This window comes from Bacillus vallismortis (assembly GCF_040784915.1).
Lineage (GTDB): Bacteria > Bacillota > Bacilli > Bacillales > Bacillaceae > Bacillus > Bacillus subtilis_G.
This window is the reverse complement of sequence record NZ_CP160797.1, coordinates 4112813-4139493: the sequence shown is the minus strand read 5'-3', so window position 1 is coordinate 4139493 and position 26681 is coordinate 4112813. Positions and strand designations below refer to the sequence as shown.

Below are 26681 nucleotides of genomic sequence, written 5' to 3'. Positions count from 1 at the left end.
GTTACAGCTCCTTCATCAATTTCATACAACTAAACTTAACAATAATATGAATCCAAGTCCAGCAACCGAAATAATCGTTTCCAGCAACGTCCATGTGGCAAATGTTTCTTTCATGCTTAATCCGAAGTACTCCTTGAACATCCAGAAGCCGGCGTCATTGACGTGGGAAGCGATGACACTTCCGGCGCCTGTTGCAAGCACGACTAATGCCAGGTTGACATCAGATTGTCCCAACAACGGAATGACAAGTCCGGTTGTGCTTAGCGCGGCAACAGTGGCTGATCCTAGAGAAATGCGCAGGATCGCCGCGATGAGCCATGCCAAGACGATTGGCGATAATGCTGTACCTTTGAATAAGTCCGCCACGTAATCGCCGACACCGCCGTTGATCAGCACTTGTTTGAAGGCGCCGCCTCCCCCGATGATCAGAAGCATCATGCCGATTTGTGAAATGGCTGCTGAACAAGAGTCCATTACGGTTTTGATCGGAATGTTGCGTGCGATGCCCATTGTGTAGACCGCGACCAATAACGAAATAATCATAGCAGTCGATGCGTTTCCAATCAATCGGATAAAAGCTAAAACACCGTTATCCGCAAATCCGATTGTTTCTTGAAGCAGATCAATAATGGTAGCGATCGACATGATGATAATCGGAAGCATTGCAGTAAAGACGCTGATTCCGAAGCCGGGTGTCTCCTCAAGCTTGAACGTTTTTTGCGTGCCGAGTGATGCGATATTGCCGCTTTTCGCAAATGATGCAGGCACGATTTTTTTCGCGATCTTTGTAAACAAAGGCCCTGCGATGAGCACTGTTGGAACAGCAACCATAAAGCCGTACAGCAGCACTTCCCCGATGTTTGCGCCGTACTCACCGGCAATCGCCGTAGGCCCCGGGTGCGGCGGCAGGAAACCGTGCGTGACGGACAGCGCCGCGACCATCGGAATTCCGAGATATAAAATAGAAATCTTCAATTCTCTTGAAATCGCAAATACAATCGGAATTAATAGAACCAATCCTACTTCAAAAAATAAAGCAATACCAATAATGAATGAGGCAATGACAACGGCCCATTGAATGTTTTTCTCGCCGAATTTGTTGACGAGCGTCATCGCGATGCGCTGTGCGCCTCCAGAATCCGCGATCAGCTTGCCCAGCATCGCACCGAGCCCGAAGATGAGTGCGATGTGGCCAAGAGTTCCCCCTATTCCTTGTTCAATAGAGCTGACAACTTTATCGAACGGCATCCCGAGTGCCAATGCCACGCCGAACGATACGATCAGCAAGGAAATAAATGTGTTTAATTTTAAGCCCATAATCAAAAGCAGTAAAGCTAAGATCCCAATTGCAACGATGATTAATGGCATGGTAGTGCCCTCCCCTTCGTGTCATGTACTAGTTGTGTGTGATTAAGCCTCTCTGATAATCTGCAATTTGTGTATATTGATTCTCTAATGATCTTGAGAGATTAATGAAAATCGGCATTAATTTTCTATATTCTTTGGCTGAGTCTTCGATCGGCGTGTGTCTGTGCGTGCTGCCGACCATGTCGGACACGGCGTCGAATGAATCAATTTTTCCTGTCGCATACAGGCCTAAAATGCAGGCGCCAAGACATGAGCTTTCGTAGCTTTCCGGAACGACAACCTGTGATTCGAAGATATCCGCCATCATTTGGCGCCAAACCTCCGACCTTGCAAATCCCCCTGTCGCCTGGATGCGGGTTACCGGGCTATCCATGCATTCGGTTAACGCCAGGAACACCGTGTACAGGTTGTAAATGACCCCCTCTAATGCAGCCCGTATCATATGCTCTTTCCTATGCGACATCGTCAGGCCGAAAAATGAGCCGCGTACATCTGGATTCCACAGCGGAGCGCGTTCTCCGGCGAGATATGGGTGGAACAGCAAACCGTCGGAACCGGGTCTGACGCGTTGGGCGATCTTCGTCAGCACGTCATATGGATCAATCCCGAGCCGTGTCGCTGTCTCGATTTCGGAAGAGGCAAATTCGTCTCTGATCCAGCGAAGCACGATGCCCCCATTGTTTACCGGTCCGCCGATGACCCAGTGCTTGTCCGTCAAGGCGTAGCAGAAAATCCGTCCCTTTTCATCAGTTTGCGGCTGATCAATAATTGTCCGGATAGCACCGCTTGTCCCAATGGTGACGGCAATTTCACCCTTTTTAACGGCGTTGACGCCGAGATTGGACAGCACGCCGTCGCTGGCGCCGATGACAAAAGGTGTTTCCGGATCGATTCCCATCTGTATCGCTAATTTCGGGCTGCAATGCTGAAAGATTTCAGTCGTTGGCACGAGTTTTGATAAGTGGTCCGGCGTGATGCCTGCGATGCGCAGTGCTTCTTCGTCCCAATCCAAGCTTTTCAGGTTCATCATGCCTGTCGCTGATGCCATGGAGTAATCGATTACATACTCATTGAACAGCTGTTTGAAAATGTACTCTTTGATGCCGATATATTTTTTTACTTTGGAAGCGATTTCTTTTTGTTCGTTCGTGATCCAGGTGATTTTGCTTAACGGCGACATCGGATGGATCGGTGTTCCTGTCCGCTTGTACACCTCATGCCCATTCAATTCATCTTTGATCTTATGCGCCCAGCCTTCGCTCCGGTTGTCGGCCCACGTGATGCATGGCGTCAGCGGCTGGTCATTTTCATCGATTGCGATGACGCTGTGCATGGCGCTGCTGAATGATATGAATGAGATCTGTTTTTGCGGATGCTGTTTTGTGATTCTCGCGGTTGTTTGGATGACGGCCTGAAAAATCGCTTCAGGGTCTTGTTCAGCCGTTGAGATGTCCGGTGTATAGAGCGGGTAGCCGATGCTTTCTTTCTGTACCACGTCTCCGTTTTCACTGAACAACACAGCTTTTGTGCTTGTCGTGCCGATATCGATTCCTAACATATAACTAGTCATTATTGTGTTCAGCTCCTTTTGCCAGCATTTGTTGTGAGAGCCACAGGTCTTCTACCTTTTCTTGCACATCATCAAAATTTTGGTGAAGAGACTGAATCATCAGTGCCCTGTCTTTTGCTTTAATGGCCTGAATATAAAGCTCATGGTTATCTAAAATCCTTGTGAAATCCTCGTGTTTTTCTTTTAATCGTGCCCGCATTGATAAAAGAATAAAGCTTTCCATAACGGGTTTTAGATTGTTCCAGATCATCTGAATGTATGAATGGTCGATCGCACGGATAATCGTTTCATGAAACAGCACGTCTTGAAATGAAAATTCATCTACGTCCTCGTATTTGATGGAGACTTTCATCATTTCAAGTATTTTGCTGAGGTCCTTGACTAAGGGCTCAATGTCGATTTTGACAAGCCGTTCAAAGACAAATGTTTCTAATAGTAAACGCACATCATAAATTTCCGTGATTTCCTTCTCAGTTAACCCAATTGCAACCGCCCCCATTCGTTCTAAGCGGATGATTTTTTCGGATGCGAGTATTTTTAACGCTTCGCGAACCGGCGAACGGCTTACGGAAAACTCGGCGGCAATCGTATTTTCTGACAAAATGGTACCGCTTTCAATCAGGCCTGAAATGATCCGCATCCTCAGCTCGTATGCGACACGAACACCAGTTGACGCTTTTGAGAGCCATTTTGCGGGATACAACAGGTCTTTGGAGTCTAGCATACACTCACCTTCCTTACTCAAGGAGTATACTTGTATACAAGTATGATAACGTGAATGTTTCATTTATGCAAACACTTTCATTTCTAATTTTTATTAAAATTTTACCATAACTGATGGTATGTATTTCCAAACCTGATATGATACATTGGAGATAGATCGTGTAAGTGAATCATGTTTTGAAAGAGGCGATTTGGATGAAAATCATCATTGCACCTGATTCTTTTAAGGAAAGCTTATCAGCTTTGGATGCCGCTGACGCGATAGAAAGAGGTTTCAAATCGGTTTTTCCGAATGCCGATTACAGAAAAATGCCGATGGCGGATGGCGGTGAGGGCACCGTTCAGTCTCTGGTTGATGCCACAAACGGATGGATCAAAGAACAGGTTGTCACGGGGCCGCTGGGAGAACCGGTGAAAGCGTTTTTTGGCATGATGGGAGATGGGAAAACAGCTGTGATTGAAATGGCAGCCGCTTCAGGGCTTCATCTCGTGCCTGTTGAAAGGCGCAATCCGCTCGTCACGACAACAAGGGGGACGGGAGAATTAATGGCAGCCGCTCTTGACGCGGGCGCAGAGCGTTTGATCATCGGGATCGGCGGAAGCGCAACGAATGACGGAGGAGCCGGGATGATTCAAGCATTGGGCGGAAGGCTTCTTGATGAATCAGGTCGTGAGATCGGGTTCGGAGGCGGCGCGTTATCTCAGCTCGCATCACTCGATATCAGCGAGCTTGATTCCAGATTGGAGAATGTCAAACTGGAGGTCGCCTGCGACGTGGACAATCCGTTAATCGGGCCAAAAGGAGCTGCGGCTGTCTTCGGGCCGCAAAAAGGCGCGACAGACGACATGGTGGAAGTGCTGGACCAGAACCTAACCCATTTCGCGGATGTGGCAGAAAAAGCGCTCGGAACAGCCTGCAGGGAAATAAAGGGCGCCGGCGCAGCGGGCGGTCTTGGGTGGGGGCTGCTGGCTTTTCTGCATGCTGATTTGAAAAGAGGCATTGATATTGTGCTTGCAGCGGTTGATTTTGAAGATGAAGTTCAGGATGCGGATCTTGTGATTACCGGTGAGGGGCGGATTGACAGCCAAACGATTTATGGGAAAACACCGATCGGCGTGGCCAAAGCGGCTAAATCATACGATGTGCCCGTCATCGGCATAGCGGGATCGGTATCACGAGACAGTGATGCCGTCTATCAGCACGGAATTGATGCGCTTTTCAGCATCGTTCCCGGCGCCGTGCCTCTTGAAGACGCGTTTGAACATGCCGCAGAATACATGGAAAGAACGGCTCGGGACATTGCAGCATCCATCAAATTGGCGAAAACGATGTTTCTGATATAGCCGGCGCACATGCCGATGCATAGCCATCCTCCTTTTTGGGTAGAGACAGTTAACTACACAATGAGGCAATCATCCCAGAAGGAGGACAAAGATATGACTGTACAAGAAATCAAAGGCAAAAAACTCGTAAAAGGCATTGCGCCAAATGTCGAGCCAGATGCCCTGTTACATGATAAACGAAAAGTATTTTTGTTTGGTTCCCCGAGTTACACAAACATTGGTGACCAAGCGATTGCGTATGCGGAAGAGAAATTTATAAAAAATCATTTTCCGTATTATGAATATATTGAAATTATGGATTATGCGACAGATGAGGGGATTGAACTGGTGAAGGAGATCATCCGTGAAGACGATATTGTCTGCTTTACCGGCGGAGGAAATTTAGGAAACCTTTATCTCGATATTGAGGAAGACAGAAGGAAGGTTTTCTCGGCGTTTAAGGACTATAAATCGATTTCTCTGCCGCAATCCGTTTATTTTGAAGACACAGACGCTGGAAATAAAGAAAAGAAAAAAACACAGGACGCGTACCATCAAAATTCTAATTTAACGATTGCCGCGCGTGAGACACAGACGCTGGATGTTGTGAAAGAGACCTTCAATTCTAATGTGATTTTTACACCGGATATGGTGCTCTCCTTGGATATTGTACCGAGAGAGCTTGAGCGGGACGGCGTTCTCTTTATTTTAAGAGCGGATAAGGAGAAAGTGACCGACGAAGATTTTATTTCACAGATGAGAAAATGGGCAGAAAAAACAACCTATACGGAACGTACCGATACGGTGCTGGACACGGTAGACACCATTGATTACGCCGATCGTGAAAAACATTTAATGGAGATGCTTGACCGCATCGGTTCCAGTAAATTGGTGATCACCGACCGTCTTCACGCGATGATTTTCTCGATTATTACCAAAACACCTTGCCTTGTCTTTGGAAACAGTTACGGCAAAGCTAAACATTCGTACCGGGATTGGCTCGAAAGCTTAAACTTCATTGAATACACAGATCAACATGATATGAAGGAACTGGAGCGCATGATTGACCGCCTGCTTCAAGCAGAACCGAATGAAGTTGATTTATCCAGGGATTTTCAGCCGCTGGTTGATTTTTTCAAATCATAAAAGAAAAAGCAGACTGATGGCAGTCTGCTTTCAGCGTGTCGACAAACCCTCGCATTCGTTGTCAGTCCTGCGCGTTGGTGCTCACGAATGATAACATTCGCTCCGCTCCAATGCTCGTCCTTCCTAGACTTCAAGGGTTTTCAATCACGCTGACAAGATGACAAAATCCTAAAACTAAACCGTTTTAGGATTTTGTCAACAATCTGAAGCAGACTGATGACAGTCTGCTTTTTTGCGTTAATGATCGTTTTCCAAAGAAACGATTTCATCAATGATCCGCGCTTGCTCTTTCTCAGCCACTTCGTTTGAGATGATATCTTCCTTTGATAAGTTCTCGATCGCTTGGTACTGGGCGTATAACGAATGTTTTTTCAAGATGGTTTGCTGTTTGTTTTTGAGTTCCGGGTATGTTTCGAACAATTGGTTTGTTTGTTGATGCAGCTGGCTGACTTCTTCTTTGTATTGGTCTGTCAGTTCGCTGGAGACAGCTTCGTGTATCAGCAAATTGTGTTTGACTTGCTGGACTTCCTGGATAGCGGTTTCTAGCCGGTGTCCTTTTGCAAGCAATTCCTCATATTCCTGATTGCCCTCTTCCTTTTGATTCACGCCTAACCGTTCCAGAAGCGGCTTAATGGTAAGCCCCTGAACAACAAGGGAGAATAAAACGACACTGAAGGCGAAAATCAGAATGTCTTCACGCCCCGGGAAGTCTCTCGGCAGGCTCAGTACAAGGGCAATGGACAGAGAGCCCTTCAGCCCGCCCCAATTGATGGTATGTTTCCATGTCGCCGGAAATTTCTTAATAAAGGCCAGACTGATATAGACGGCGGCACTTCGGGCGATAAGCACAATGACAATCGCCATAATCGCCAAACCCCATTTGTCAGTCAGGTCAATTCTCGTGATCTCAAGTCCGACCATCAAAAAGACAAGGGAGTTCGCGAGCAAGGCGGCGACGTCCCAAAAGTTATTGATATTCAGCTTGGTCGTCGGGCTCATGCCGATTTTTGCGCCGTAATTGCCGAATATAAGCGCGGCGACTACGACAGCGATTACGCCGGAGGCACCTGCCATTTCCGCCAATAGAAATGAGCTGTAAAACAGAATGATACTAAAAATAATTTCTAAAGGATAATCATCAAAATACTTGGTGAGCTGGGAAAAGACAAATCCTAGAGCGCCTCCGATAATGAGGCCGAGGGAAATGACTTTGACAAACTCCCACAAGCCTAAACCGGCGCCTTGAATGCCGAGATCTAAATAAGTCATTAAGTAAAAGGCGGAAATGTTGAACAGCACTACCGCCAGCCCGTCATTGAACAGGCTTTCTCCTTCAACGACAATCGAAAGCTTTTTCGGCGCACCGACGCTTTTGAAAATGGACAGCACACTAACTGGGTCTGTCGCACTCATCAGCGCGGCAAAAACAAACGCCGCCGGAATGGCCAAATGCATCAGCCACATGGAAGAAAAGCCGACGATCAGAAACGAGATGAGTGTGCCGCCGAAGGCCAGCGCCAGAACGGGGCGCTTATTTTCCCGCAAATGGGAAAAGGGCAGCTTCAGGGCAGCTTCTCCTAATAAAGCCGGCAAGAACAGCGTAATGATGACGAAGTTAAAGACTTCTCCTTCAGTAATAAAATCTTTCAGCGGTTCGAAGAGCGGAATATGTACAAGTCCAATGATCGTGCCGACAATCACGAGTGCGATCGGATAAGGCTGTCTGCACTTCTTGGCAATCGCGGTAATACCGGCTGCAATCATGACCAACAAAAAACCTAGTTCGAAAATATGATGCAAATCTAAGTGTTCCATTAGAACCTCCTTTTATGAATTGTGTAACTAAAAAATTACCCTCATTTTGTCATTGGTAATCATATCATATGTAAAACAGTCCTTTGCCAGTCTGCGGAAAAGCAAAAAAGCAGGCAATTTGCCGGCTTTTGGTTCTTTATTCTATAAGCCAATGGAATTGACTACACTCGATACATGAGAACGAACTTTATCAAAAGATAGATGATCCTTCATTTTATCCGTGACACTGTCAATCGCTTTTCCTGACATATGATGGTCGAGAATGTCCCGCTTTGTCTTAACCGCCAGCTCGGCATCTGTGATATTATCTTTGATCGAAGATAAATTCTTACGGTCTTCTTGAAAAGCATAGCTTAATTGTTTTTTGATTGAATTCATCAGCGCCAATTTTTGTTCTTGTCTTTTCTTCTCTTTGTACGCCGCCAATTGTTCTGGTGTCATTTCAGATGTATCTAGATGGGCATTTGAAAAAAGCGAAGTGGTTGAATGCTGGCTTGTCACTCTTTGCATAAAACGGTCTGCATCTGTAGGTTTTTTATTCATAAAATCCATGTCTCTTTCTCTCCCTTATGAAATCCCCATCCGGCTTGCTGCTGCCAGATCTGCATCATGGTAAGCGTGTCCCATATGTCCAAGGTCATCTGCAACCATCTGAAGCAAGTGCTGTAAATGAAGCGCGGCATCTACTGCCTGATCATATTTTTCTTTTGAGTAAAAAAGGTGATGCGGTTTGTTCATTTTAAGTTTATTGATCAGATCATCGACATCAGAAATGGCTAATTCATCATATGCGCCAAAACCAACCATTCGTGCATGCATGTTCCTGACATCCTCAATAGAATCCTTTACTTTGTCATCAATTCTTTCAATCTCACGAATAATCCTAGACCATTCCAATTCAGCGATATGTTTTAACTGTGTGCATGTATTCATCAATACATGCGACTTAATGAGGATTGAAACACCTGTATTGGCTTTCACATTGGTTGATTTCATTTGCTTAAGCATCGTTAATGCAAAGTCAGGATTGTTTTTTAACACATCATCAACAGTTTGGACAGAGCCATCTGAATTGAAGTTATATCGGTCCAGATTGTGACTTCCCATCAAGGCTTCGACAAATAGTGATACATCAAGAGATTGATTGTTGTAACGTTTAAATGCAAGGCCCAACATCTTTACTGCATCAGGAAGGCGATTATTTTGTACACCGTTCGGCAAAGCCTCGTCATACATCACTTTCACATTACCTATTTCAGCAGCATCCCGATTCAACAAAGATAATCCATCATTTAAATTAATATATTCTGTTAAACGGCTGCGGAAATCCCCTTTTAATGCTCGGGCTTTGACATCCTCAGGCAGGTTTTCATATATGTTAGGATTTTCGAAAGTAACGCCGCGTTTGATAAAGTCATTCATCACGACTGCATAGCTTGCATTAGAACCGCCTAATGAGTGACCGGTGACTTGAATGTCAGCGTTTTTAAAGTCTTTATGTATTTTTTTTGCATATTGATCTGCCTGAATGGCTTGGTTCTCCGTCCCGTCATCAAATGGTTTTTTGCCAACCAAATAACTGGTATCCATATGGAGCCAATCCTGTAAAATCTCATTTGAATATTCAGGAACCCCTTGTGCGTAGTCATAGAAAGAACCATCTTCATCTTTAGGAATGTTGATTCCCTTTTTCTCTAATTCTTTAATAAGCTGTTCCCGCTCTTCACGATATGGCTTTATTGTGTCTTGTAATTGACCCGGGCTGATAGGTTCTGATCCGCGGTACGCGATGATGGCGTTTTGGATTTTTTCAGGGTGTTTGCCTTCATGGGAATTACGATAATCCTCTCTAGTAACAAGTGTGAGGGCGTTAAGGCCCTTTTCTGTTTTTTTATAATCGATAACGTATAGCTTTTGCCCATTGCTAGTATAAATAATCTCACCAATATGATAGTTTTGATTATCGTAGGATGCACTCGATATACGGTTGAAATCCTTATCCGAAATTTTCATAGACTTATTTTTAGCCAACTAAGCCACTCCTAAACTTTATACATATCTTGTATAATAAAATAAAAAGGGTGAATTGCCAATGATAACCATGAAGAAAATGATTGTTGCAGGAGCTATAATAATAATTTTAGCGGGTTCCTTATATTTCTATTTTTATAAAACCAATACAAAAGAAACAACTGGGGGCAATAAAAATATGAACAGTGAAGAAAAAAGCGATCGAGAAAAAGCGGAAGAATATGCAGAAAAAATGAAGCCGAAAGTAGAAGAAGCATTAAGGAAAGAAGACATTCATCAATTTATAAAAACGATAACCTTTGAAAAAAATATAGAAATAAACCCCATGGGAAGAATCATTATGGATGGTTATGTGAACGGGGAGCCAGAAAAGTTTCATTTTTCTGCTGATTTAATCTATAATTCCAACAAAGTAGATGGCATGAGTTTTTCAAAAGACTTAGGAGATAGATTTGAAAACTGGGATGATTTTGATAAAGAGGTCAAAGAAGACTTTTTAAATAGTTTATCGAAAGAAGAACGAGAACAATATTTAAAAGACATAGGGGAAATAAAATAATCTATGAAAAAACAAGCGCCATTTAAACTATTAGCTTTTGTTAGCGTTTTGTTACTCGTAATGGTTGGCTTTATTTATGAAATCAAAAAAACGTCAGACACTTCTAAAAGTAAAAAATACATAGGTAGCAAAGAAAAAACTGAAGCATACGTCGAGGAAATGAAGCCAAAAATAGAAGAAGAGTTAAGAAAAGAGGATATTCATCATTTTATAAAGTCTGTAACTTTTGAAGATAAAGTGACTATAAATCCGATGGGAAGAATAGTAGTGAATGATTATATAAATGACAATCCAGATAAGTTTTATTTCTCAGCAGATTTAATTTATGATTCCAATAAAGTGGACGGAATGAGTTACTCTGAGGATGTAGGTAATCGTTTTACAGATTGGAGCGAATACAGCAAAGAAGTAAAAGATAAATACATCAAAACCGCTTACCCTGATAAAAAAGAGCGTGAACAGTATTTAAGAGATATAGGAGAGTGAAAATAAACAGGCAAAACGCCTGTTTATTTTAGTGATCGGTTTACTTCCGCCTCTTCGCCATTCCCCAAGCCAACAGTCCGGCAACAACAGCCGCGGATACAATCGGGCGCTTCGTAGCTTGCGTGTAATAGCTTCTGGACCGCAGCCATCCTTTATTTGTCCCCCTGTCATGCATGCCGTAGCCCGCATGATAAAGCGCGCCTTCTTCACGCGGCTTGGACGGTCTTTCGGCATGCTGGCTGTGGTACATGATTTTTTCCATCAGTTTGTCGGTCAGCCGGGGGAAAAGAGCGCCCAGCATGGCGATGGCTTTTGCCTGTGAGCCGATGTACATGTCGCGCTTCGAGTGTTCGGCGGCAAACAGGATGGCTTCGGCGGCCGCTTCCGGCGGATAGATCATGGAGCGGGAATGAGCCGGCTGTTTGTCGAGGTAGCTGTGAGCATGCTCGTTGTAAGGCGTGTCAATTCTGCCCGGATGGATGAGCGTAACCGAGACGGGCGCCTGTTCTTTCTCGAGCTCCACCCGAATGCTTTCCGTCCAGCCGTGAAGCGCGAACTTGGCTGACGCGTATGTGGATTGAATGACGGTTCCCCTGTCGCCGAACAGGCTTCCCACATTGATGAGTGCGCCCGGCACGCCTCTGCTGGTGTAGTGTTTGACGGCCGCTCTTGTTCCGTAAACAGGTCCCCAGAAGTTTGTGTCAAACATGCGCTTCATGTCTTCGACGGTGACATCCATGGCGTGCCCGAAAGTCGAGACGGCGGCATTGTTGACCCATGTGTCAAAGCGGCCGAATGTGCTGATCGCGGTTTCTGCGATGCGGTTGATGTCTTCTTCTTTCCCGACATCCGCCTTCACCCATATCGCGTCGTGCCCTTTTTCCTTTAATTCTTCAGTAAGATCCTTCAAAGCCTCTTCATTTCGCCCTGCTGCCACAACCTTCGCGCCTTTTTCAGCTGCCATTCGCGCAGTGACAAGTCCGATTCCGCTTGAGGCGCCGGTAATCACGATCACTTGATCCTTGAGTTGTTTCAATCTGAGCTTCTTTTTCGTGCCCGGGTTCTGTTGTTCAAGCTTTTCCGTATTCGTGAGTGAATCATCGTTTGTCATTGAGATTCCTCCTAGACGCTGTTTTTCTACATTTACCCCATCCGGGAGGTCCTTACCCCTTTTTGACAATCACAGGGTTCTTTTTTATATTATATAAGTCGCTCTACCATACCTAGGAGGGAATGTTTTAATGACTAGCAGAGGAGATTCACGCGAAAAAATTCTTCACACGGCGTCACGTCTGTTCCAGCTTCAAGGATATCACGCGACGGGTTTGAACCAGATTGTGAAAGAAAGCGGTGCTCCTAAGGGATCGCTTTATCACTTTTTCCCGAACGGCAAAGAAGAATTAGCAGTTGAAGCGGTTACATATACAGGAAAACTGATTGAACATCTGATACAGCAAAGCATGGATGAATTCTCTGATCCAATAGAAGCGATTCAGCAATTTATCAAAAAAACAGCCAGCCAGTTTGACAATACAGAAAGCATTCAAGGCCTTCCAGTCGGTTTGCTTGCGAGTGAGACAGCATTAATCAGTGAACCGCTGCGGACGGTTTGCATGAAGGTGTTTAAAAGCTGGGAAGCGGTTTTTGCCAGAAAACTAATGGAAAACGGATTTGCAGAAGAAGAAGCGAATCAGCTTGGAATGCTGATCAATTCGATGATCGAGGGCGGCATCATGCTTTCGTTAACGAATAAAGTCAAAACGCCTCTTCTTCTCATTGCCGAACAAATTCCAGTGCTGGTGAGAAAAAAAGGGTAGCGTTTTGTTATCCTTTCTCCTACAATTATATAGAACGGTCTAGTAATGTATATTTTAATATATAGACTGGTCTAAATTGGAGGAAACGATATATGAAAACATTATGTGAACATTCATTGCCTAAAGAAAAAATGCCTTATTTGCTCCGCAGCGGAGAAGGTGAGCGCTATTTGTTCGGAAGACAAGTCGCCACGGTGATGGCGAATGGGAAGAGTACAGGCGATCTGTTTGAGATCGTGCTGCTTTCCGGGGGAAAAGGAGATGCCTTTCCGCTTCACGTCCACAAGGATACACATGAAGGGATTCTCGTTTTGGACGGAAAGCTTGAGCTGACGCTTGATGGAGAACATTATTTATTAGTATCAGGCGATTATGCGAACATTCCAGCCGGAACACCGCACAGCTACCAGATGCAGAGCCACAGAACGCGACTGGTGTCTTACACGATGAAGGGAAATGTAGCGCACATGTATTCCGTTATTGGGAATCCATATGATTACGCTGAACATCCTCCGTACGCAAGCGAGGAGGTGTCAAACGAGCGATTTGCAGAAGCGGCGACTGTGGCGGACATTGCATTTCTTGATGAAGAAAAGCCTTCCGGTGCGGCAAAGTTAGCGGAACTTACAGAGCTTCCAGATGGAGCTGTTCCATACGTGCTTGAGTCTGGAGAAGGCGACCGCCTGGTGACGGGAGATCAGCTTCACCGCATTGTGGCTGCACAAAAAAATACAGACGGCCAGTTTATCGTCGTATCATCGGATGGCCCTAAAGGCGAACGGATCGTTGATCACTACCATGAACATCATACAGAAACATTTTATTGCTTAGAAGGGCAGATGACGATGTGGGCAAATGGACAGGAAATTCAGCTGAACCCTGGAGATTTTCTGCATGTTCCAAAGAATACCGTTCATTCCTATCGTCTGGATTCCCATTATACAAAGATGGTGGGCGTATTGGTTCCAGGCTTATTTGAACCGTTTTTCCGGACGTTAGGTGAGCCGTATGAAGGCCACATCTATCCAAGTGAGCCTCAGGCGCTGCGATTTGACCGCGTTTTGCAAAATATCGAAGCATTAGATTTAAAGGTCATGAAACCATAAAGATAACAAGATTGTAAGGTTTCCATGCCTGTGTGTCACCTAAATCGATGTTTCTGCGTTTCTTTTTTTCATACTCTTAGGGTACAGAAAAAAGGAGCGTGATAGATATGGTTTCATTACAGCCGACTTTGGCAAATGAACGGATCGGCGTGCTTGATGTGCTAAGGGGAATGGCGATTTTCGGGATCTTATTTGTCAATCTGGCCCATTTCAGTTATCCGGATATGTATTTGTCTATGCTTGGAAAAGAGAACTTTTTTACAGAAAAGTGGTCTGAAGCTGATTTTGCAGTAACAGACATACTGACATTCTTCATCCAAACAAAATGTATTTTATTGTTTTCCTTTTTATTTGGATTCGGCATGGTTGTTATGATGGAGAGGGCAGTAAGCAAAGGGAAACGGTTTGTTCCGCTCTATGCGAGAAGGTTAGCGGCGCTTCTCTTGATTGGAACCATTCACGCCTTTTTGATTTGGGACGGGGACATTTTAACGGAATACGCCCTGCTCGGTTTTGTTCTGCTCTTATTTCGAAAAGCAAAGCCGAAAACACTGCTGATATGGGCGCTCTCTTTGTATCTTTTGTTTACCATACCGTTCATTTTGACAAGCTTTTATCAAGCAAACGGACAGGAATGGACTCAAGCGGTAACTCAGCAGGCAAAACAAGCGCTCCATGCGTACGGAAGCGGCAGCTTGAAGGAGATTGCGGAACAGCGGATCCACGATCGTCTTGTTTACATGTCTTCGAATGGCATGCTTACGTATAACCCGATCAGCTTCTTCTTTGCATCCATTCCTTATTTCAGCATGTTTTTGCTGGGGGCTGCGGCGGCGAAGTCACGATATTTGCATGAACCCGGAAAGCATCGCAAAGGCTTGAAAAGCGTGTGGATGGCTGGGCTTGTCATCGGCATCAGCGCACAAGTGCTGTACAGTGTAACGGATAGGCAAGTATTTTTGCTGATTGGCGCGCCCTTCCTCATGTTTTTCTATGTCACAACGGTTGTCTATCTTTATCATAAAACAAGAGTAAAAACAGTGCTGCAATCATTCTCCGCTGTTGGACGGATGGCGTTTACCAATTATCTGATGCAGTCTATCGTGTGTACGTGGATATTCTATCATTACGGCTTGGGGCTGTACGGGAAAGTGTATCCTGCTGCCGGCGTGCTCATTACGATTGCTGTTTGTGCCGTTCAGATGGTCTTCAGCCACCTTTGGCTTCGGGTATTCCGGATGGGGCCGTTTGAGTGGCTGTGGAGGAGCGCTACGTATCTGGCGTGGCAGCCTATGGTAAAGAAAACAAAAGTCTAGACGCCTATTGGTGTCTAGACTTTCTTCTATTATTTATACACGACACGTGTTTTGCAAATGATGTCATGCAGACCTTTTTTCTCTCCGAAGCCGATCATGATAAAGCCAATATAAAAGATAATTCCAGATAAGATGTATGCAAAGTAACGGCCGATTGCCTGTCCGATAGAAACCCGATCGCCTTGTTCATTGACCACTTTCAGGCCAAGAATTTTTTTGCCGAGTGTGCCCTGCATTTTAGAAGCTGTGAGCAGACCGTAATATAACACACAGATGACGAGCATGATCAGCATGGTAGGCAAAAATGCGAACGTCATGTATTTCACGAGATACTCCTCTTCTGTCATGTAAGGGTCTGTTGCCACAGATCCAGCTATAAACACACTATTGATAATAAATAGAATAATATAACTAGGAACAGATACAATAATGCCATCAATAAAATAAGCTAAAAAACGAATCCAAAATCCTGCTGTTTTTTCCATGTCTTTTTCTCTCTCCTTTGAATGAATCTGGAATAGTATACTTTGAAAAAATAATATGCGCAATATGATATGGTGATAAAATCCTGATATGCCTGAAAAATGAGTCTTTTATCCCTGTGTCTTTACTATATAAATCTACTACATTTAAGCGAATCTCATTTTCTGCATTCTGTCATTTTCTTTAAAATATAATGAATTTCTCATTTAGATTACATTATAATGATATATGTTAATATTTTCATTTGAGGGAGGGGTTTGATGTCTAGAAAAAACAGGGTGGCGATCGCAACAATCATTTCTGCGTTTCTTTTTTGTGCCGTGATTGCCGCTGCTTCACTTTCGCCGCTGGCCGGAACGGGAGCGGCGGCCAATCAATTTAACTCAGTCGGCATGTGGTCAGCTATCGGTATGATCCTTGTGATGTATTTCATTCCTTTTGTTATTTACATGCTTGGAGTTGATGCGATGAGGTATGTAATGGCGGTGCTTTGCGGTTTTGGGTTGCTGATTCATTTCTCTTCGGCCGGTTTTATCTTGATGTATGGTTTGTTCAGTGACCAGCTGCTTTCTGAGGTGGTCTTTGTGATTGTGGTTTGTTTCGCCGCGGCTGCTGTCAACATCATTTGGTTTGTGGCTGCTTTTCGTTCTGTTGCTGAAAAAACGTCCGCGAACAGCCTTACATAGTTTTCTAGTTTGTGATGGTTTTGTGAAGTAGAATTATAAAATGGATGAATATGTTATGATGATCACAAATTAGAAATTACATATAATGGGGGTCTCAATGATGGTCAGTTCATTTCGCATGAAAGCTTTGATTGCGGGAGCCGCGGTGGCGGCTGCTGTGTCAGTCGGCGCTGTTTCTGATGTGCCCGCTGCCAAAGTGCTTCAGCCAACAGCTGCTTATGCGGCGGAAACGGTGTTTTCTCAAAATAATGGAGCATCCGGCTTTTTAACAGGAAGGTATGATGTACAAGCGATGGCGCCTGCCATGTTTAACTGGTCACGCGAAAGCCGGTTCGCCGGAAATACAGACGGGACACTGAAATGGCAAAACGACATCAGAACGACTCCTCAAAATGGAGCGGGGGCTGTGATTGATGAAGACGGCACAGTATATCTTCATTCCAGAGATGGGGAAATGAAAGCTTTTCATCCGGATGGCTCAGTCAAATGGGTGACAGGCAATCTGGGAAAAACATTCACGCAATCTCCCGTACTCGGAACCAACGGCGTTATCTATCTGGCATCCTATGACAAAAAGATTTATTTTATCGACAAGGAAACAGGCGAGATTCTAACAACGGTCCCATTAAGCGGCGGGCCAAGCTCTGAAACGGTGATCGGTTCAGACGGCACGTTGTACTTCTCAACACTTGATAATTATGTTCACGCGATCAAACCGACGTCAAAATCAACTTGGACAGAACGCTGGAAGTTGAAAACAAATGGTGTCGTCAGCTCTGTGCCGGTGCTTGCCAAAAACGGCACTGTATATGTAGGCACATATAATTACGTGTTTTATGCGATCAACTCCGGAACCGGACAGGTGAAATGGTCCAGAACGACGTCAAATGCGTTTAAAGGATATCCAGTGATTGATAAGGATGGCAACGTTTATGCCGGTAACCAAGACGGACAGCTGTATGCGTATACGTCAACAGGCAGCTTAAAATGGACATTTCCGCTTAACGGGTTCTCCAGTTCATCGCCTGCGATCGACCATAATGGCAATATCTACATCGGTTCAGGAAGCGGCGAGCTGTTTTCCATCAGCAAAAACGGAGATATGAACTGGTCATTCTACACAGGAGGCCCTGTCAGAACGGCACCGCTAATTGATGCGAAAGGAACGGTTTATTTCGGGTCAGATGATATGAAGGTTTATGCGGCGGACTCAAACGGCAATGAATTATGGAGCTATCAAACCGACAGCAACGTCGTGTCATCTCCTCAGCTTGCTGAGGACGGAACGCTTTATATTGGAAGCTATACGAAGCTAATGGCTTTTGGGAAATAGCAGAAAGGCTGGCGAGGTTATCTCGTCAGCCTTTTTTTGGTAATCAATCGAGATTTTTACTTTTATAGATAACCTTTGTCCCGCAAATATAATCGTGTAATGCCAGTTTAGAGGGGAAAGCCGCCATAATGTAACCGATATACAAAATGCCTGATGGTATGTAAGCGAAGAAACGGCCAAAGCTGTGCCAAAAAGAAAGACGCTCGCCATACTGATTGACAACGATGATGCCCATGAGTTTTTTGCCCAGTGTTGCTTGCATTTTTGAAGAAGTCAGCAAGCTATAATAAAGAATGCCGAAGATATAGATGATGGCTATAACAGGGATTGTTCCGAATACCAGCACATAAAATTTATATTCTCCTTCTGTCATATAAGGGCTTCCTGCATCAATGAGAGGCAGGACAATGAAGGTGTTAATAAAAATCATAATAAAAGCAAAAAAATAGATAATCAAATCATCAATAATAGAGGCAACTGCCCGAATCCAAAATCCAGCTGGTTTTTCCATGTATAAAATTCTCTCCTTTGAAGTTTTCTGGGATATTATACGTGAGAGGTTGTGCGGTTTCAATGAGATATACTAGAGGAATTTGGTCTCGTAGCAAAAACAGTATTTTATTACTATTCATTTCTTCTATTTTCCTTTTTGCCTTTAGGTTAATAGGATGATAAAAAAGAGAATCCGCAGAGTAATGCAGATTCTCTTAACTATGATTATTTAGAGGCTTGAATCAATACACCTTTTTCGTGAGAAAACTCTTTAAATCCATATACGCCATGATAGGAGCCGATCCCGCTTGTGTTGACGCCGCCGAATGGAAGGTTGACGTCACTGAAGTGAACGACAACATCGTTAATGGCTGCGTTGCCTGATGTTGTATGCTGAAGGACGTTGTCGATCAGGCCTTGGTTGTGGCTGAATACATAAAGCGCAAGCGGTTTATCGCGGTCATTTACGTAATCGATGACCTCGTCGATGTCTTCATAATTCATCATTGGCAGGATCGGTGCGAAGATTTCCTCCTGCATGATTTTCATGTCGGGCGTGACGTTTTTCAAAACGGTTGGCGAGATCGTGCGGTCGCTGGCATCGAATACGCCGCCGAACACGACTTCCGCACCTTTTTCGATAGCGTCGTCGAACAGGTCTTTGACGCGGTTGAAGTTGCGGTCGTTGACAATCTGCGTAAATTTGCTGCGGTCCGGATTGCGATCATCCTCCATAAATCCTGCGTTGACGATTGTTTGTAAAATGCCCGCGAACTTGTCCTGCACATCTTTTTTAATGAACAGATAATCAGGTGCGATGCAGGTTTGGCCGGCGTTTACGAATTTGCCGACGGCGATCTTTTTCGCTGCGTCCATGAGATCGTATTCACTGTCAATGATTGTCGGGCTCTTGCCGCCAAGCTCAAGTGTGACAGATGCCAAGTGTTTGGCAGCCGCTGTCATGACGATTTTTCCGACATTTGTGCTTCCGGTGAAGAAAATATGGTCGAATGGCTGATCCAGAAGCTCGGTTGCCACCTCAACCTCTCCTTCAAAAATCGCGACTTCTTTTTCATCAAAAGCATCTCGGATTACTTTAGCGGCAATGTTGCTTGTGTTCATCGTAAAATCGGACAGCTTCACAATCGCGCTGTTTCCGGCTGCGAGAGAAGCGGCAAGCGGCGCCATTGTGAGCATAAACGGATAGTTCCACGGGCCAAGGATAAGTGTTACGCCTTTTGGCTCGTACATGAGAATCCCATTTGCCTCGGGGCTTAACGATGAACCGACTTCTTTAGGCGCCATCCACTTTTCCAGGTTGTTCATATTATCTCGGATTGCTTTTTTTGTTCCTTCGATTTCCGCTTTTTTGACCTCGTGATATGGTTTGCGGACGTCTTTGCGGATCGCTTCGGTGATTTCTTCCTCATGGGCGATCACAGAATCTAAAAAGCGCTGAAGCTTTTCTCTGCGCTGTTCCGCTGTTGAAGCTCGTAATGCTTTTTGCTGTTTTTTCTGAAGCTGAAACACACGCTGAATGTCGTCTTTTATTTGCTGTTCCATTGTAAATCCCCCTCATTTGCTTTCTTCTTTTCTCGGACCTATTATAAAGTGGTACCTTTTCTATAAGAAAGACAACGGTGAACCATCTATACGTTACCGTACATATATCGAATATCTGTCTAATGACTGGGGGTGTTTTTGTGGCGGAATCTGCTGAAGCTCAAGTGAAACAGGCGCTGCTGGCTTTATTGGAAGAAAGAGACATTCAACACATCACGATGAAAGAAATTGCTGAAAAGGCCAAAGTGAGCCGCGGGACGCTCTACCTTTATTATGAAGACAAGTTCTCTATTATTGAGAATGTGATCGAAGACATGAAGGAAGGGCTGGGTGAAGCGCTCTATGACGCCTTCAAGCATATGGACACACTCCATTTAAATAAAAAACGGCACACCGTGCATCCGACTCTGTCCTTTGTCCGCGAGCATCGATCCTTTTTTGGCACGATGATGAATAGAGGACATTTTCATCGTTTTTTTAAGGATGTGTTTCAGCTGGATGTTTTGCTGGCTCCGGTCAATGTGAATCTGACGCCGATCGAACAGGAGATTTACGGACATTATCGGGCTTTGTACACGTACGCGATTATCCTCTATTGGCTGCATGAGGATGCGGACGCTTCTCCGGAAGCCATCAGCCAAAAGGTATGGGAGCTCGTTTCTCAAAAGCGGTTTTATTGGCTGTTTGGACAGGCCCCGTCAAGGAAGCGGCAGGAGGACAAGCAAATCGACAGGCGTGTGGTTCGAACGAGAGAAGCGTTGCAGAAGGCTTTGCTGGACGTATTGGCAGAGAAAAAAGACTACGCGGCCATCACGATTTCTGACATGACCCGGAAAAGCAATATCCGCCGCGCAACCTTTTATGATCACTATGCCAGCAAAGAGGAATTGCTGCAGACCATGATTCAGCAATCATGTGCGGAGATTATAGATCACCTGACGATTGCCTCAAGTCCGAATGAGCTTTCTTTAAAGGATGCGGAGGAGGCGCTAGCCAGTCTGCTTTCTGCTTTATCAAACATGCCCATTGTCCCTTTTCTCAATCGGGAATGGGGTGTTCCTCATGTGATACCTGATATGTTCAAAGCGCTGGAATCGTTTTACCTGCATCAGCAGACTGACATTCATGCGGAGAAAAAACTTTACGCCTATTATGTATCCGCGATGATTATAGGGCTGATTTTGTATCGGCTTGATGAAGGAAAAGCGCATGCGCCGGAAGTGCTGGCGAGGGAGTTTTTGCAGTTTTTGGATGTGAAGAAGTATAAGGTTGTCTTGCTATAAACGAGAGAAACCAGCCTGCGGTTGAAATGGAAGGCTGGGGAGTAACTTCAGTAGGTTTTGAAAAGAAAACCTGAGAGAGGTAACGCTTCCAACGGATATACATTTGCCCGGATACTCAGTTCGGGCTTTGTGTCGTTATATCACTTGGTCTTTTGAGTTTCTTTCAAGGTGAGATTTAAAAATAGAAGGGCCAAAAGAATTTGAGCAACGTTCACCAACCAAGCTTTCCAGCTTACAGTGGGGTCTAAAATTGCATTGAAGAGCAAGTGAACGATAGAAGAAAGTGAAAAGAGTAAAAAGAGAAGTTTGTTTTGTGACATAAATTGCGTACCTTTCTATATGTAGAACTTGTAAGAGTGAATTCTTTATCCTACAAGATTTTACTTTCTCTATTTTTGACAATCTGTTAAGGGATATACTAAGTATTAATTTGAACTTTTGGCGTTTTTAGCTCGTTTATATAAAAAAAGTGCATAGTTTAAATAGATAAGATATAAAGCGAGATTAAAAATACCTAACTGAAAAAAACAAGAAAGAGATATGCTTATGAAACCTCCTAAAATGATATAGGTATACAGCAATTTCATTCTATCAACTCCCAATAAATGCTAAATATATTGTAAGGTAGAATTGACAGTATGTAAAATAAATATGAATACAATAAGTAGTTTTCATCTCTTTTTTACAGATAGAGAAAAATAATTAGGAGCAAATGAAGAGAGAGCTTAACCTCGTGGTCAAGGCTGAGCTCCCTTTTAATGTTAATTAATGTATGGATCGTAATACATATATTGCGCAGACCATGTTTATTTCGTTTATTTCGTTTCTTCCTTCCACTTCTCATCAATCAACATCTTCCCAGGCCATGTATAAGCCATAATGCCGCCGTCTGCGGTGATATCTTCTCCTGTGACGTATGAGCTGTCGTCTGAGGCGAGGAACAGCGCCACTGTTGCCATTTCCTTCGGCTTACCGAGGCGTCCGAGCGGCGTGATCCACTTGTTGGCTTCACGGAATGTTTCGCCCATTTCCTGTTCCTTGGTACCTGCTAATTTGTCAATCAGCGGCGTTTCGATCGTGCCCGGTGAAATGGAATTGACGCGGATGCCGTCTCTTGCGTAATCAATCGCCATCGCTCTTGTCAGATTGGTGATTCCGCCTTTTGCGGCGTTGTAGCCGGAGCGATCGAGGTCCGCGGCCCGGCCTGACATGGAGGAGGTGTTGATGATGGAGCCTCCGTTTTCGAGCATGAGCGGAATCAAGTATTTGCTGCAAAGAAACGTGCCGCGCAGGTCGACGGCGATAATGCGGTCAAACAGGTCAACGGGATATTCGTGCACTTTTCCGCCCTCCTGATCAACCCCGGCGTTATTAAACAGAATATCAATGTTACCGCAAGCATCCTTGATTTGATCCGCAAATGCTTTCACACTGTTTTCATCTGACACATCGAGGTGAAAGGCGTCCGCCTGTCCTCCGTTTTTTCTAATCGCTTCAACGGTTTCTATCATTTGGTCTTCATTAATGTCTCCGATCATCACACGCGCGCCTTCATTGGCAAAAACCTCTGCCGTCGCTTGCCCAATGCCTGTCGCTGCGCCTGTGATGACTGCGGTTTTGTTTTCAAGTCTTCTCATAACACGAGTCCTCCTTTTTCTATTTGTCTTCCCGCTATGTGCAGTGATAAACATGCGAGAAAAGAAATGCCAACATATGTTAAGATGGACTAGAAATTGTTGGGGGGTTTGTGTGTGTTGAAGGTGCAGCATAAGAAGGAGCTCAAGTTTTATTGCTTCGTCACGATTCCGTCCGCGTTTGTTGTGCTGACTGTCATCTCTTTTCTATTCAAAGAGATTACGTTTCCGGTTACAGCCCGCGCGTTTCTAAATGCTTCATGGCATAATATATTATTTTTGATACCGTTCGGGTTGTTTTTCTACCCGGTGCATATTTGGATGAAGCGAGAGTTTGGCCGCTGGAATGGCGCAGTAAAAAAGAGAGGGTGATGACCTCTCTTTTTTGAGAATATATAGTGAAAGTGCATCTAAATCATGTTAAATTTACATATATATGCATCTATTAATCTAATTGACAATTGTCACCGTATGTGATAAATAGATGCTGATAAGAGTTTACATAACCTAATAACAAATCAAAAAGGGGCGATCTAGAATGGCTAAAAAAGAATTTAAAGCAGAGTCCAAACGCCTGCTGGATATGATGATTAACTCGATTTACACCCAAAAAGAAATTTTCCTTCGTGAGTTAATCTCCAATTCAAGTGACGCGATTGACAAGATCTATTACAAAGCGCTGACGGACGATGCGCTTACGTTTGATAAAGACAGTTATTACATAAAGGTCGCGGCTGACAAAAGCGCTAGAACATTAACGATCTCTGATACGGGGATCGGGATGACAAAGGACGAGCTTGAGCAGCATCTCGGCACAATTGCAAAAAGCGGTTCCCTCGCGTTTAAAAAGGAAAACGAGCAGAAGGACGGACATGACATCATCGGCCAATTCGGTGTCGGATTTTACGCGGCGTTTATGGTTGCCGATGTCGTGACGGTCATCAGTAAGGCGCTCGGCAGCGAAGAGGCGTATAAATGGGAGTCTGCGGGCGCAGATGGCTATACGATTGAGCCGTGTGAAAAGGATGCTATCGGTACAGACATTATTCTGACAATCAAAGAGAACACAGAAGATGACAGCTATGACGAATTCTTAGAAGAATATCGTTTAAAAGCGATCATCAAAAAGTACTCCGACTTCATTCGCTACCCGATCAAAATGGATACTACCATTAATAAGCCGAAGGAAGACAGCGAGAATGAATTTGAAGAGGTGCAGGAAGAACAGACGGTCAACAGTATGGTGCCGATCTGGAGAAAAAACAAAAGCGAGCTGACAGATGAGGACTATGAAAAGTTCTATGCTGAAAAGCATTACGGATTTGATAAACCGCTCTCACACGTTCATATCAGTGTGGATGGCGCCGTACGCTACAACGCGATTCTATTTATTCCTGAAAACATGCCGTTCGACTATTATTCCAAAGAATATGAGAAAGGCTTGGAACTGTATTCAAATGGCGTTCTGATCATGAACAAATGCGCGGATCTGCTTCCGGACCACTTCAGCTTCGTGAAGGGGATGGTCGATTCTGAGGATCTGTCACTGAACATTTCCAGGGAAATGCTGCAGCATGACCGTCAGCTGAAGCTGATCGCGAAAAACATCAGCAAGAAAATCAAAAGCGAGCTGCAAAGCCTGCTGAAAAAAGACAGAGAGAAATACGAGACGTTCTACAAGTCGTTCGGCAGACAGCTGAAATTCGGCGTGTACAATGATTATGGCGCGAATAAGGATCAATTGAAGGACCTCTTATTATTCTACTCTTCGAAAGAGAAAAAATTGGTCAGCCTAGATGAGTACGTATCGAGAATGCCTGAGGAGCAGAAATATATTTATTACGCGACAGGTGATTCATACGATCGCATTGAGAAACTGCCGCAAACGGAAATGGTAGCGGACAAAGGCTATGAAATTCTCTACTTCACAGAGGACATTGATGAGTTTGCGATTAAAATGCTGACATCTTATCAGGAAAAAGAATTTAAATCCGTATCAAGCGGAGACCTTGGCATAGACACGGATGAGGATCAAAAGCAGTCAGAGGAAGAGGAAAGCAAGTATAAGGATCTGTTTGAGGAAATGAAAAACATTTTGTCAGATAAAGTGAAAAACGTCAAAATCTCAAAACGACTCAAATCACATCCGGTCTGCCTTGCTGCTGACGGCGAAGTCACGATTGAGATGGAAAAAATCTTAAACGCGATGCCGGACAGCCAAAATGTACAGGCGGAAAAAGTGCTGGAAATCAACCCGAATCACGAGGTATTCAATACGCTGCAGGATGCATTTGAACAGGATAAAGAGAAATTGAGCCTGTACACAAATCTCCTGTACAATCAGGCGCTTCTCATCGAAGGCCTGCCGATTCAGGACCCTGTGGAATTTACGAACAATATGTGCAAGGTTATGGTGTAACAGAGAAAGGAATCGTCCTGTGAGACGATTCCTTTTTTATAATGTACGCTCATTCAGCACTTGGCTCTGGCTGCTGTTCTTCTTTTTAAACCGTTGTTTCAGGCTTGCTTCAATGTCTTCCAAGCTTTTCCCTTTGGTTTCAGGAACCATGTAGAAGGCGAAGAAAAGCGATAGCAGACAGATCCCTGAAAAAATGGTAAAGACCCATGCGATGCCCATCGCGCTGAGCATCAGCGGAAAGACGAGCGACACGATCAGGTTGGTCGCTGATAATACCAAAGTAGTAAAGCCTGTTGCGGCTCCGCGTACTTTGGATGGGAAGAGCTCAGGCATCAGAACCCATACAACTGGCCCCCATGTTGCTTGGTAAAACACGATATAGACACCGAGAAAAACGACGGTCAGCCATGCTGTTGATGTAGAGAGCCCCAGTGTCAGGAGCACAGCTGCTAGTGCTGCCAAGCTCAGTGTAATACCGACACTTCCCCAGATCAGGAGCTTTTTGCGGCCGACACGGTCAATTAAGATCATGGCGGTGATACACATGATGACGTTGAGGACGCCGATCCCCATTGTGCCGAGTACTGATGCGGATGTGCCGAGACCGGCCTTCGTGAAAATGGTCGGCGCGTAGTAGATCACCGTGTTAATGCCGACAGCCTGCTGAAAAACGGCAAGGCCGACGCCAATGAGAAGCATGGGGCGAATCCATTTTGCTTTCAGCAAACCGAGTGTTGTTTCTTTTTCCCCTGCTTCCGTTTCTTTCATATCCGCAAGTTCTTGTTCAATATTTTCTTGATCATGAGTGATTTTCATGATGTTTTTCGCTTCTTCTACACGTCCGCGTTTCACGAGCCATCTTGGTGATTCAGGCATAAACGCGATCCCGATTAATAAAAGCACAGCAGGCACCGCAGCCAGCCCCACCATCCAGCGCCACGCTTCAAATGGCGTGAACAGATAGTTGACGATATAGGCTAATAAAATACCGGTAACAACCATTAAGTTGTTCATCGTGCCCAGTGTTCCGCGGATTTTTGTCGGCGCCATTTCTGAAAGATATACAGGCACCAGTGCCGTTGAACCGCCTACGGCCAATCCGAGAATCACCCGAGACGCAATCAGCATGCCGACCGTTTGAGAAAATGCGCAAGCGAGCGCACCAATAATGAAAATGATGGAGAGGACAAATACAACTTTTCTCCTGCCCCAGCGATCTGAGCATGTGCCGCTTAAAGCAGACCCGAAGATCGCGCCAAGAAGCAGCATGCTGACGACCAATCCCTCGGTCAATGTTGTTAGAGGAATATCGTTGTTGATAAATAGCAGCGCTCCAGAGATAACGCCCGTATCGTAACCGTAAAGCAGCCCCCCTAAAGCGCCGAAAAAGTAGATCATATATTTCCTTATGTCTTTCTTCACAAATGTTCCCCCTCAGTTGTTGAACCAATGAGCACCTCATATATGTTTAACAAAGTTAATAAATGAGTACCCTTTCCCTATCTGATTTGAAACATTTGTTTTGAAC

At 44.6% G+C, this 26681-nt stretch carries 24 protein-coding genes; 12 read left to right on the top strand and 12 right to left on the bottom strand.

Going from position 1 to position 26681, the window contains the following annotated elements:
- Positions 1–21 precede the first annotated feature (21 nt).
- The 3 genes from gntP to gntR are packed head-to-tail and all read right to left on the bottom strand — an operon-like array spanning position 22 to position 3662.
- Positions 22–1368 (bottom strand): gluconate permease GntP, encoded by a 1347-nt coding sequence (gntP, locus tag ABZM97_RS20705; RefSeq protein WP_087991821.1) that lies wholly within the window; start codon positions 1366–1368, stop codon positions 22–24.
- A gap of 28 nt (positions 1369–1396) precedes the next feature.
- Positions 1397–2938, bottom strand: coding sequence for a gluconokinase (gntK, locus tag ABZM97_RS20700; protein ID WP_367387097.1), 1542 nt, complete (start codon positions 2936–2938; stop codon positions 1397–1399).
- The gene (gntR, locus tag ABZM97_RS20695; RefSeq protein WP_367387096.1) at positions 2931–3662 is read right to left on the bottom strand and encodes a gluconate operon transcriptional repressor GntR; all 732 of its coding nucleotides are present in this window, start codon (positions 3660–3662) and stop codon (positions 2931–2933) included. Before gntR ends, gntK begins: the two co-directional genes overlap by 8 nt.
- Positions 3663–3856: 194 nt before the next feature.
- On the opposite strand from gntR, the gene ABZM97_RS20690 reads away from it, so the two are divergent.
- A complete protein-coding gene (locus ABZM97_RS20690) occupies positions 3857–5005 on the top strand; it encodes a glycerate kinase (RefSeq protein ID WP_202327807.1) in 1149 nt (382 codons plus the stop codon).
- Between the two features lie 93 nt (positions 5006–5098).
- Entirely contained in the window at positions 5099–6130 is a 1032-nt protein-coding gene (locus tag ABZM97_RS20685) for a polysaccharide pyruvyl transferase family protein (RefSeq protein ID WP_367387095.1), read from the top strand.
- A gap of 237 nt (positions 6131–6367) precedes the next feature.
- Here ABZM97_RS20685 and ABZM97_RS20680 read toward each other — a convergent pair whose 3' ends face one another.
- From ABZM97_RS20680 to ABZM97_RS20670, 3 genes are all read right to left on the bottom strand, one after another.
- The gene (locus ABZM97_RS20680; protein WP_087991825.1) at positions 6368–7945 is read right to left on the bottom strand and encodes a Na+/H+ antiporter; all 1578 of its coding nucleotides are present in this window, start codon (positions 7943–7945) and stop codon (positions 6368–6370) included.
- Positions 7946–8086: 141 nt separating this feature from the next.
- On the bottom strand, positions 8087–8497 hold the full coding sequence (locus tag ABZM97_RS20675; RefSeq protein WP_087991826.1) for a hypothetical protein: 411 nt from the start codon (positions 8495–8497) through the stop codon (positions 8087–8089).
- A 15-nt stretch (positions 8498–8512) separates the two neighbouring features.
- Complete coding sequence (locus ABZM97_RS20670; RefSeq protein WP_367387094.1) at positions 8513–9976, bottom strand: lipase; 1464 nt, start codon at positions 9974–9976, stop codon at positions 8513–8515.
- Between the two features lie 61 nt (positions 9977–10037).
- Here ABZM97_RS20670 and ABZM97_RS20665 point away from each other — a divergent pair, with 61 nt between their 5' ends.
- Together ABZM97_RS20665 and ABZM97_RS20660 are read left to right on the top strand one after the other, a co-directional pair.
- On the top strand, positions 10038–10535 hold the full coding sequence (locus ABZM97_RS20665; RefSeq protein ID WP_367387093.1) for a DUF1433 domain-containing protein: 498 nt from the start codon (positions 10038–10040) through the stop codon (positions 10533–10535).
- A 3-nt stretch (positions 10536–10538) separates the two neighbouring features.
- The gene (locus tag ABZM97_RS20660; RefSeq protein ID WP_087991829.1) at positions 10539–11021 is read left to right on the top strand and encodes a DUF1433 domain-containing protein; all 483 of its coding nucleotides are present in this window, start codon (positions 10539–10541) and stop codon (positions 11019–11021) included.
- Positions 11022–11061: 40 nt separating this feature from the next.
- On the opposite strand, the gene ABZM97_RS20655 is transcribed toward ABZM97_RS20660, so the two are convergent.
- Complete coding sequence (locus ABZM97_RS20655) at positions 11062–12132, bottom strand: SDR family oxidoreductase (protein WP_087991830.1); 1071 nt, start codon at positions 12130–12132, stop codon at positions 11062–11064.
- A 130-nt stretch (positions 12133–12262) separates the two neighbouring features.
- On the opposite strand from ABZM97_RS20655, the gene yxaF reads away from it, so the two are divergent.
- From yxaF to ABZM97_RS20640, 3 genes are all read left to right on the top strand, one after another.
- Entirely contained in the window at positions 12263–12838 is a 576-nt protein-coding gene (yxaF, locus tag ABZM97_RS20650) for a transcriptional regulator YxaF (RefSeq protein WP_087991831.1), read from the top strand.
- 92 nt (positions 12839–12930) lie between these two features.
- Positions 12931–13944: a quercetin 2,3-dioxygenase gene (locus ABZM97_RS20645; protein WP_087991832.1), complete on the top strand. Its 1014-nt coding sequence runs from the start codon at positions 12931–12933 to the stop codon at positions 13942–13944.
- 107 nt (positions 13945–14051) lie between these two features.
- Positions 14052–15260 carry a DUF418 domain-containing protein gene (locus ABZM97_RS20640; protein WP_087991833.1) on the top strand — a complete coding sequence of 403 codons (1209 nt, stop codon included), beginning with the start codon at positions 14052–14054 and terminating at the stop codon, positions 15258–15260.
- A gap of 29 nt (positions 15261–15289) precedes the next feature.
- Here ABZM97_RS20640 and ABZM97_RS20635 read toward each other — a convergent pair whose 3' ends face one another.
- Positions 15290–15745: an RDD family protein gene (locus ABZM97_RS20635; RefSeq protein ID WP_087991834.1), complete on the bottom strand. Its 456-nt coding sequence runs from the start codon at positions 15743–15745 to the stop codon at positions 15290–15292.
- Between the two features lie 258 nt (positions 15746–16003).
- Here ABZM97_RS20635 and ABZM97_RS20630 point away from each other — a divergent pair, with 258 nt between their 5' ends.
- A complete protein-coding gene (locus ABZM97_RS20630) occupies positions 16004–16429 on the top strand; it encodes a DUF5391 family protein (RefSeq protein ID WP_202327812.1) in 426 nt (141 codons plus the stop codon).
- A gap of 100 nt (positions 16430–16529) precedes the next feature.
- A complete protein-coding gene (locus ABZM97_RS20625; protein WP_087991836.1) occupies positions 16530–17762 on the top strand; it encodes a PQQ-binding-like beta-propeller repeat protein in 1233 nt (410 codons plus the stop codon).
- Positions 17763–17805: 43 nt separating this feature from the next.
- Here the strand turns inward: ABZM97_RS20625 and ABZM97_RS20620 are convergent, their stop codons facing one another.
- Together ABZM97_RS20620 and ABZM97_RS20615 are read right to left on the bottom strand one after the other, a co-directional pair.
- A complete protein-coding gene (locus ABZM97_RS20620; protein WP_148963237.1) occupies positions 17806–18273 on the bottom strand; it encodes an RDD family protein in 468 nt (155 codons plus the stop codon).
- A 206-nt stretch (positions 18274–18479) separates the two neighbouring features.
- Positions 18480–19817, bottom strand: a complete 1338-nt coding sequence (locus ABZM97_RS20615; protein WP_087991838.1) for an aldehyde dehydrogenase family protein — start codon at positions 19815–19817, stop codon at positions 18480–18482.
- 140 nt (positions 19818–19957) lie between these two features.
- On the opposite strand from ABZM97_RS20615, the gene ABZM97_RS20610 reads away from it, so the two are divergent.
- Complete coding sequence (locus tag ABZM97_RS20610) at positions 19958–21100, top strand: TetR/AcrR family transcriptional regulator (RefSeq protein WP_087991839.1); 1143 nt, start codon at positions 19958–19960, stop codon at positions 21098–21100.
- A gap of 815 nt (positions 21101–21915) precedes the next feature.
- On the opposite strand, the gene ABZM97_RS20605 is transcribed toward ABZM97_RS20610, so the two are convergent.
- Positions 21916–22737 carry an SDR family oxidoreductase gene (locus ABZM97_RS20605; protein WP_087991841.1) on the bottom strand — a complete coding sequence of 274 codons (822 nt, stop codon included), beginning with the start codon at positions 22735–22737 and terminating at the stop codon, positions 21916–21918.
- Between the two features lie 117 nt (positions 22738–22854).
- On the opposite strand from ABZM97_RS20605, the gene ABZM97_RS20600 reads away from it, so the two are divergent.
- Both ABZM97_RS20600 and htpG read left to right on the top strand, forming a co-directional pair.
- Complete coding sequence (locus ABZM97_RS20600; protein ID WP_087991847.1) at positions 22855–23106, top strand: hypothetical protein; 252 nt, start codon at positions 22855–22857, stop codon at positions 23104–23106.
- A 166-nt stretch (positions 23107–23272) separates the two neighbouring features.
- A complete protein-coding gene (gene htpG, locus ABZM97_RS20595; RefSeq protein WP_087991842.1) occupies positions 23273–25153 on the top strand; it encodes a molecular chaperone HtpG in 1881 nt (626 codons plus the stop codon).
- 36 nt (positions 25154–25189) lie between these two features.
- Here htpG and ABZM97_RS20590 read toward each other — a convergent pair whose 3' ends face one another.
- Positions 25190–26575: a sugar porter family MFS transporter gene (locus tag ABZM97_RS20590; RefSeq protein WP_087991843.1), complete on the bottom strand. Its 1386-nt coding sequence runs from the start codon at positions 26573–26575 to the stop codon at positions 25190–25192.
- Between the last annotated feature and the right edge of the window lie 106 nt (positions 26576–26681).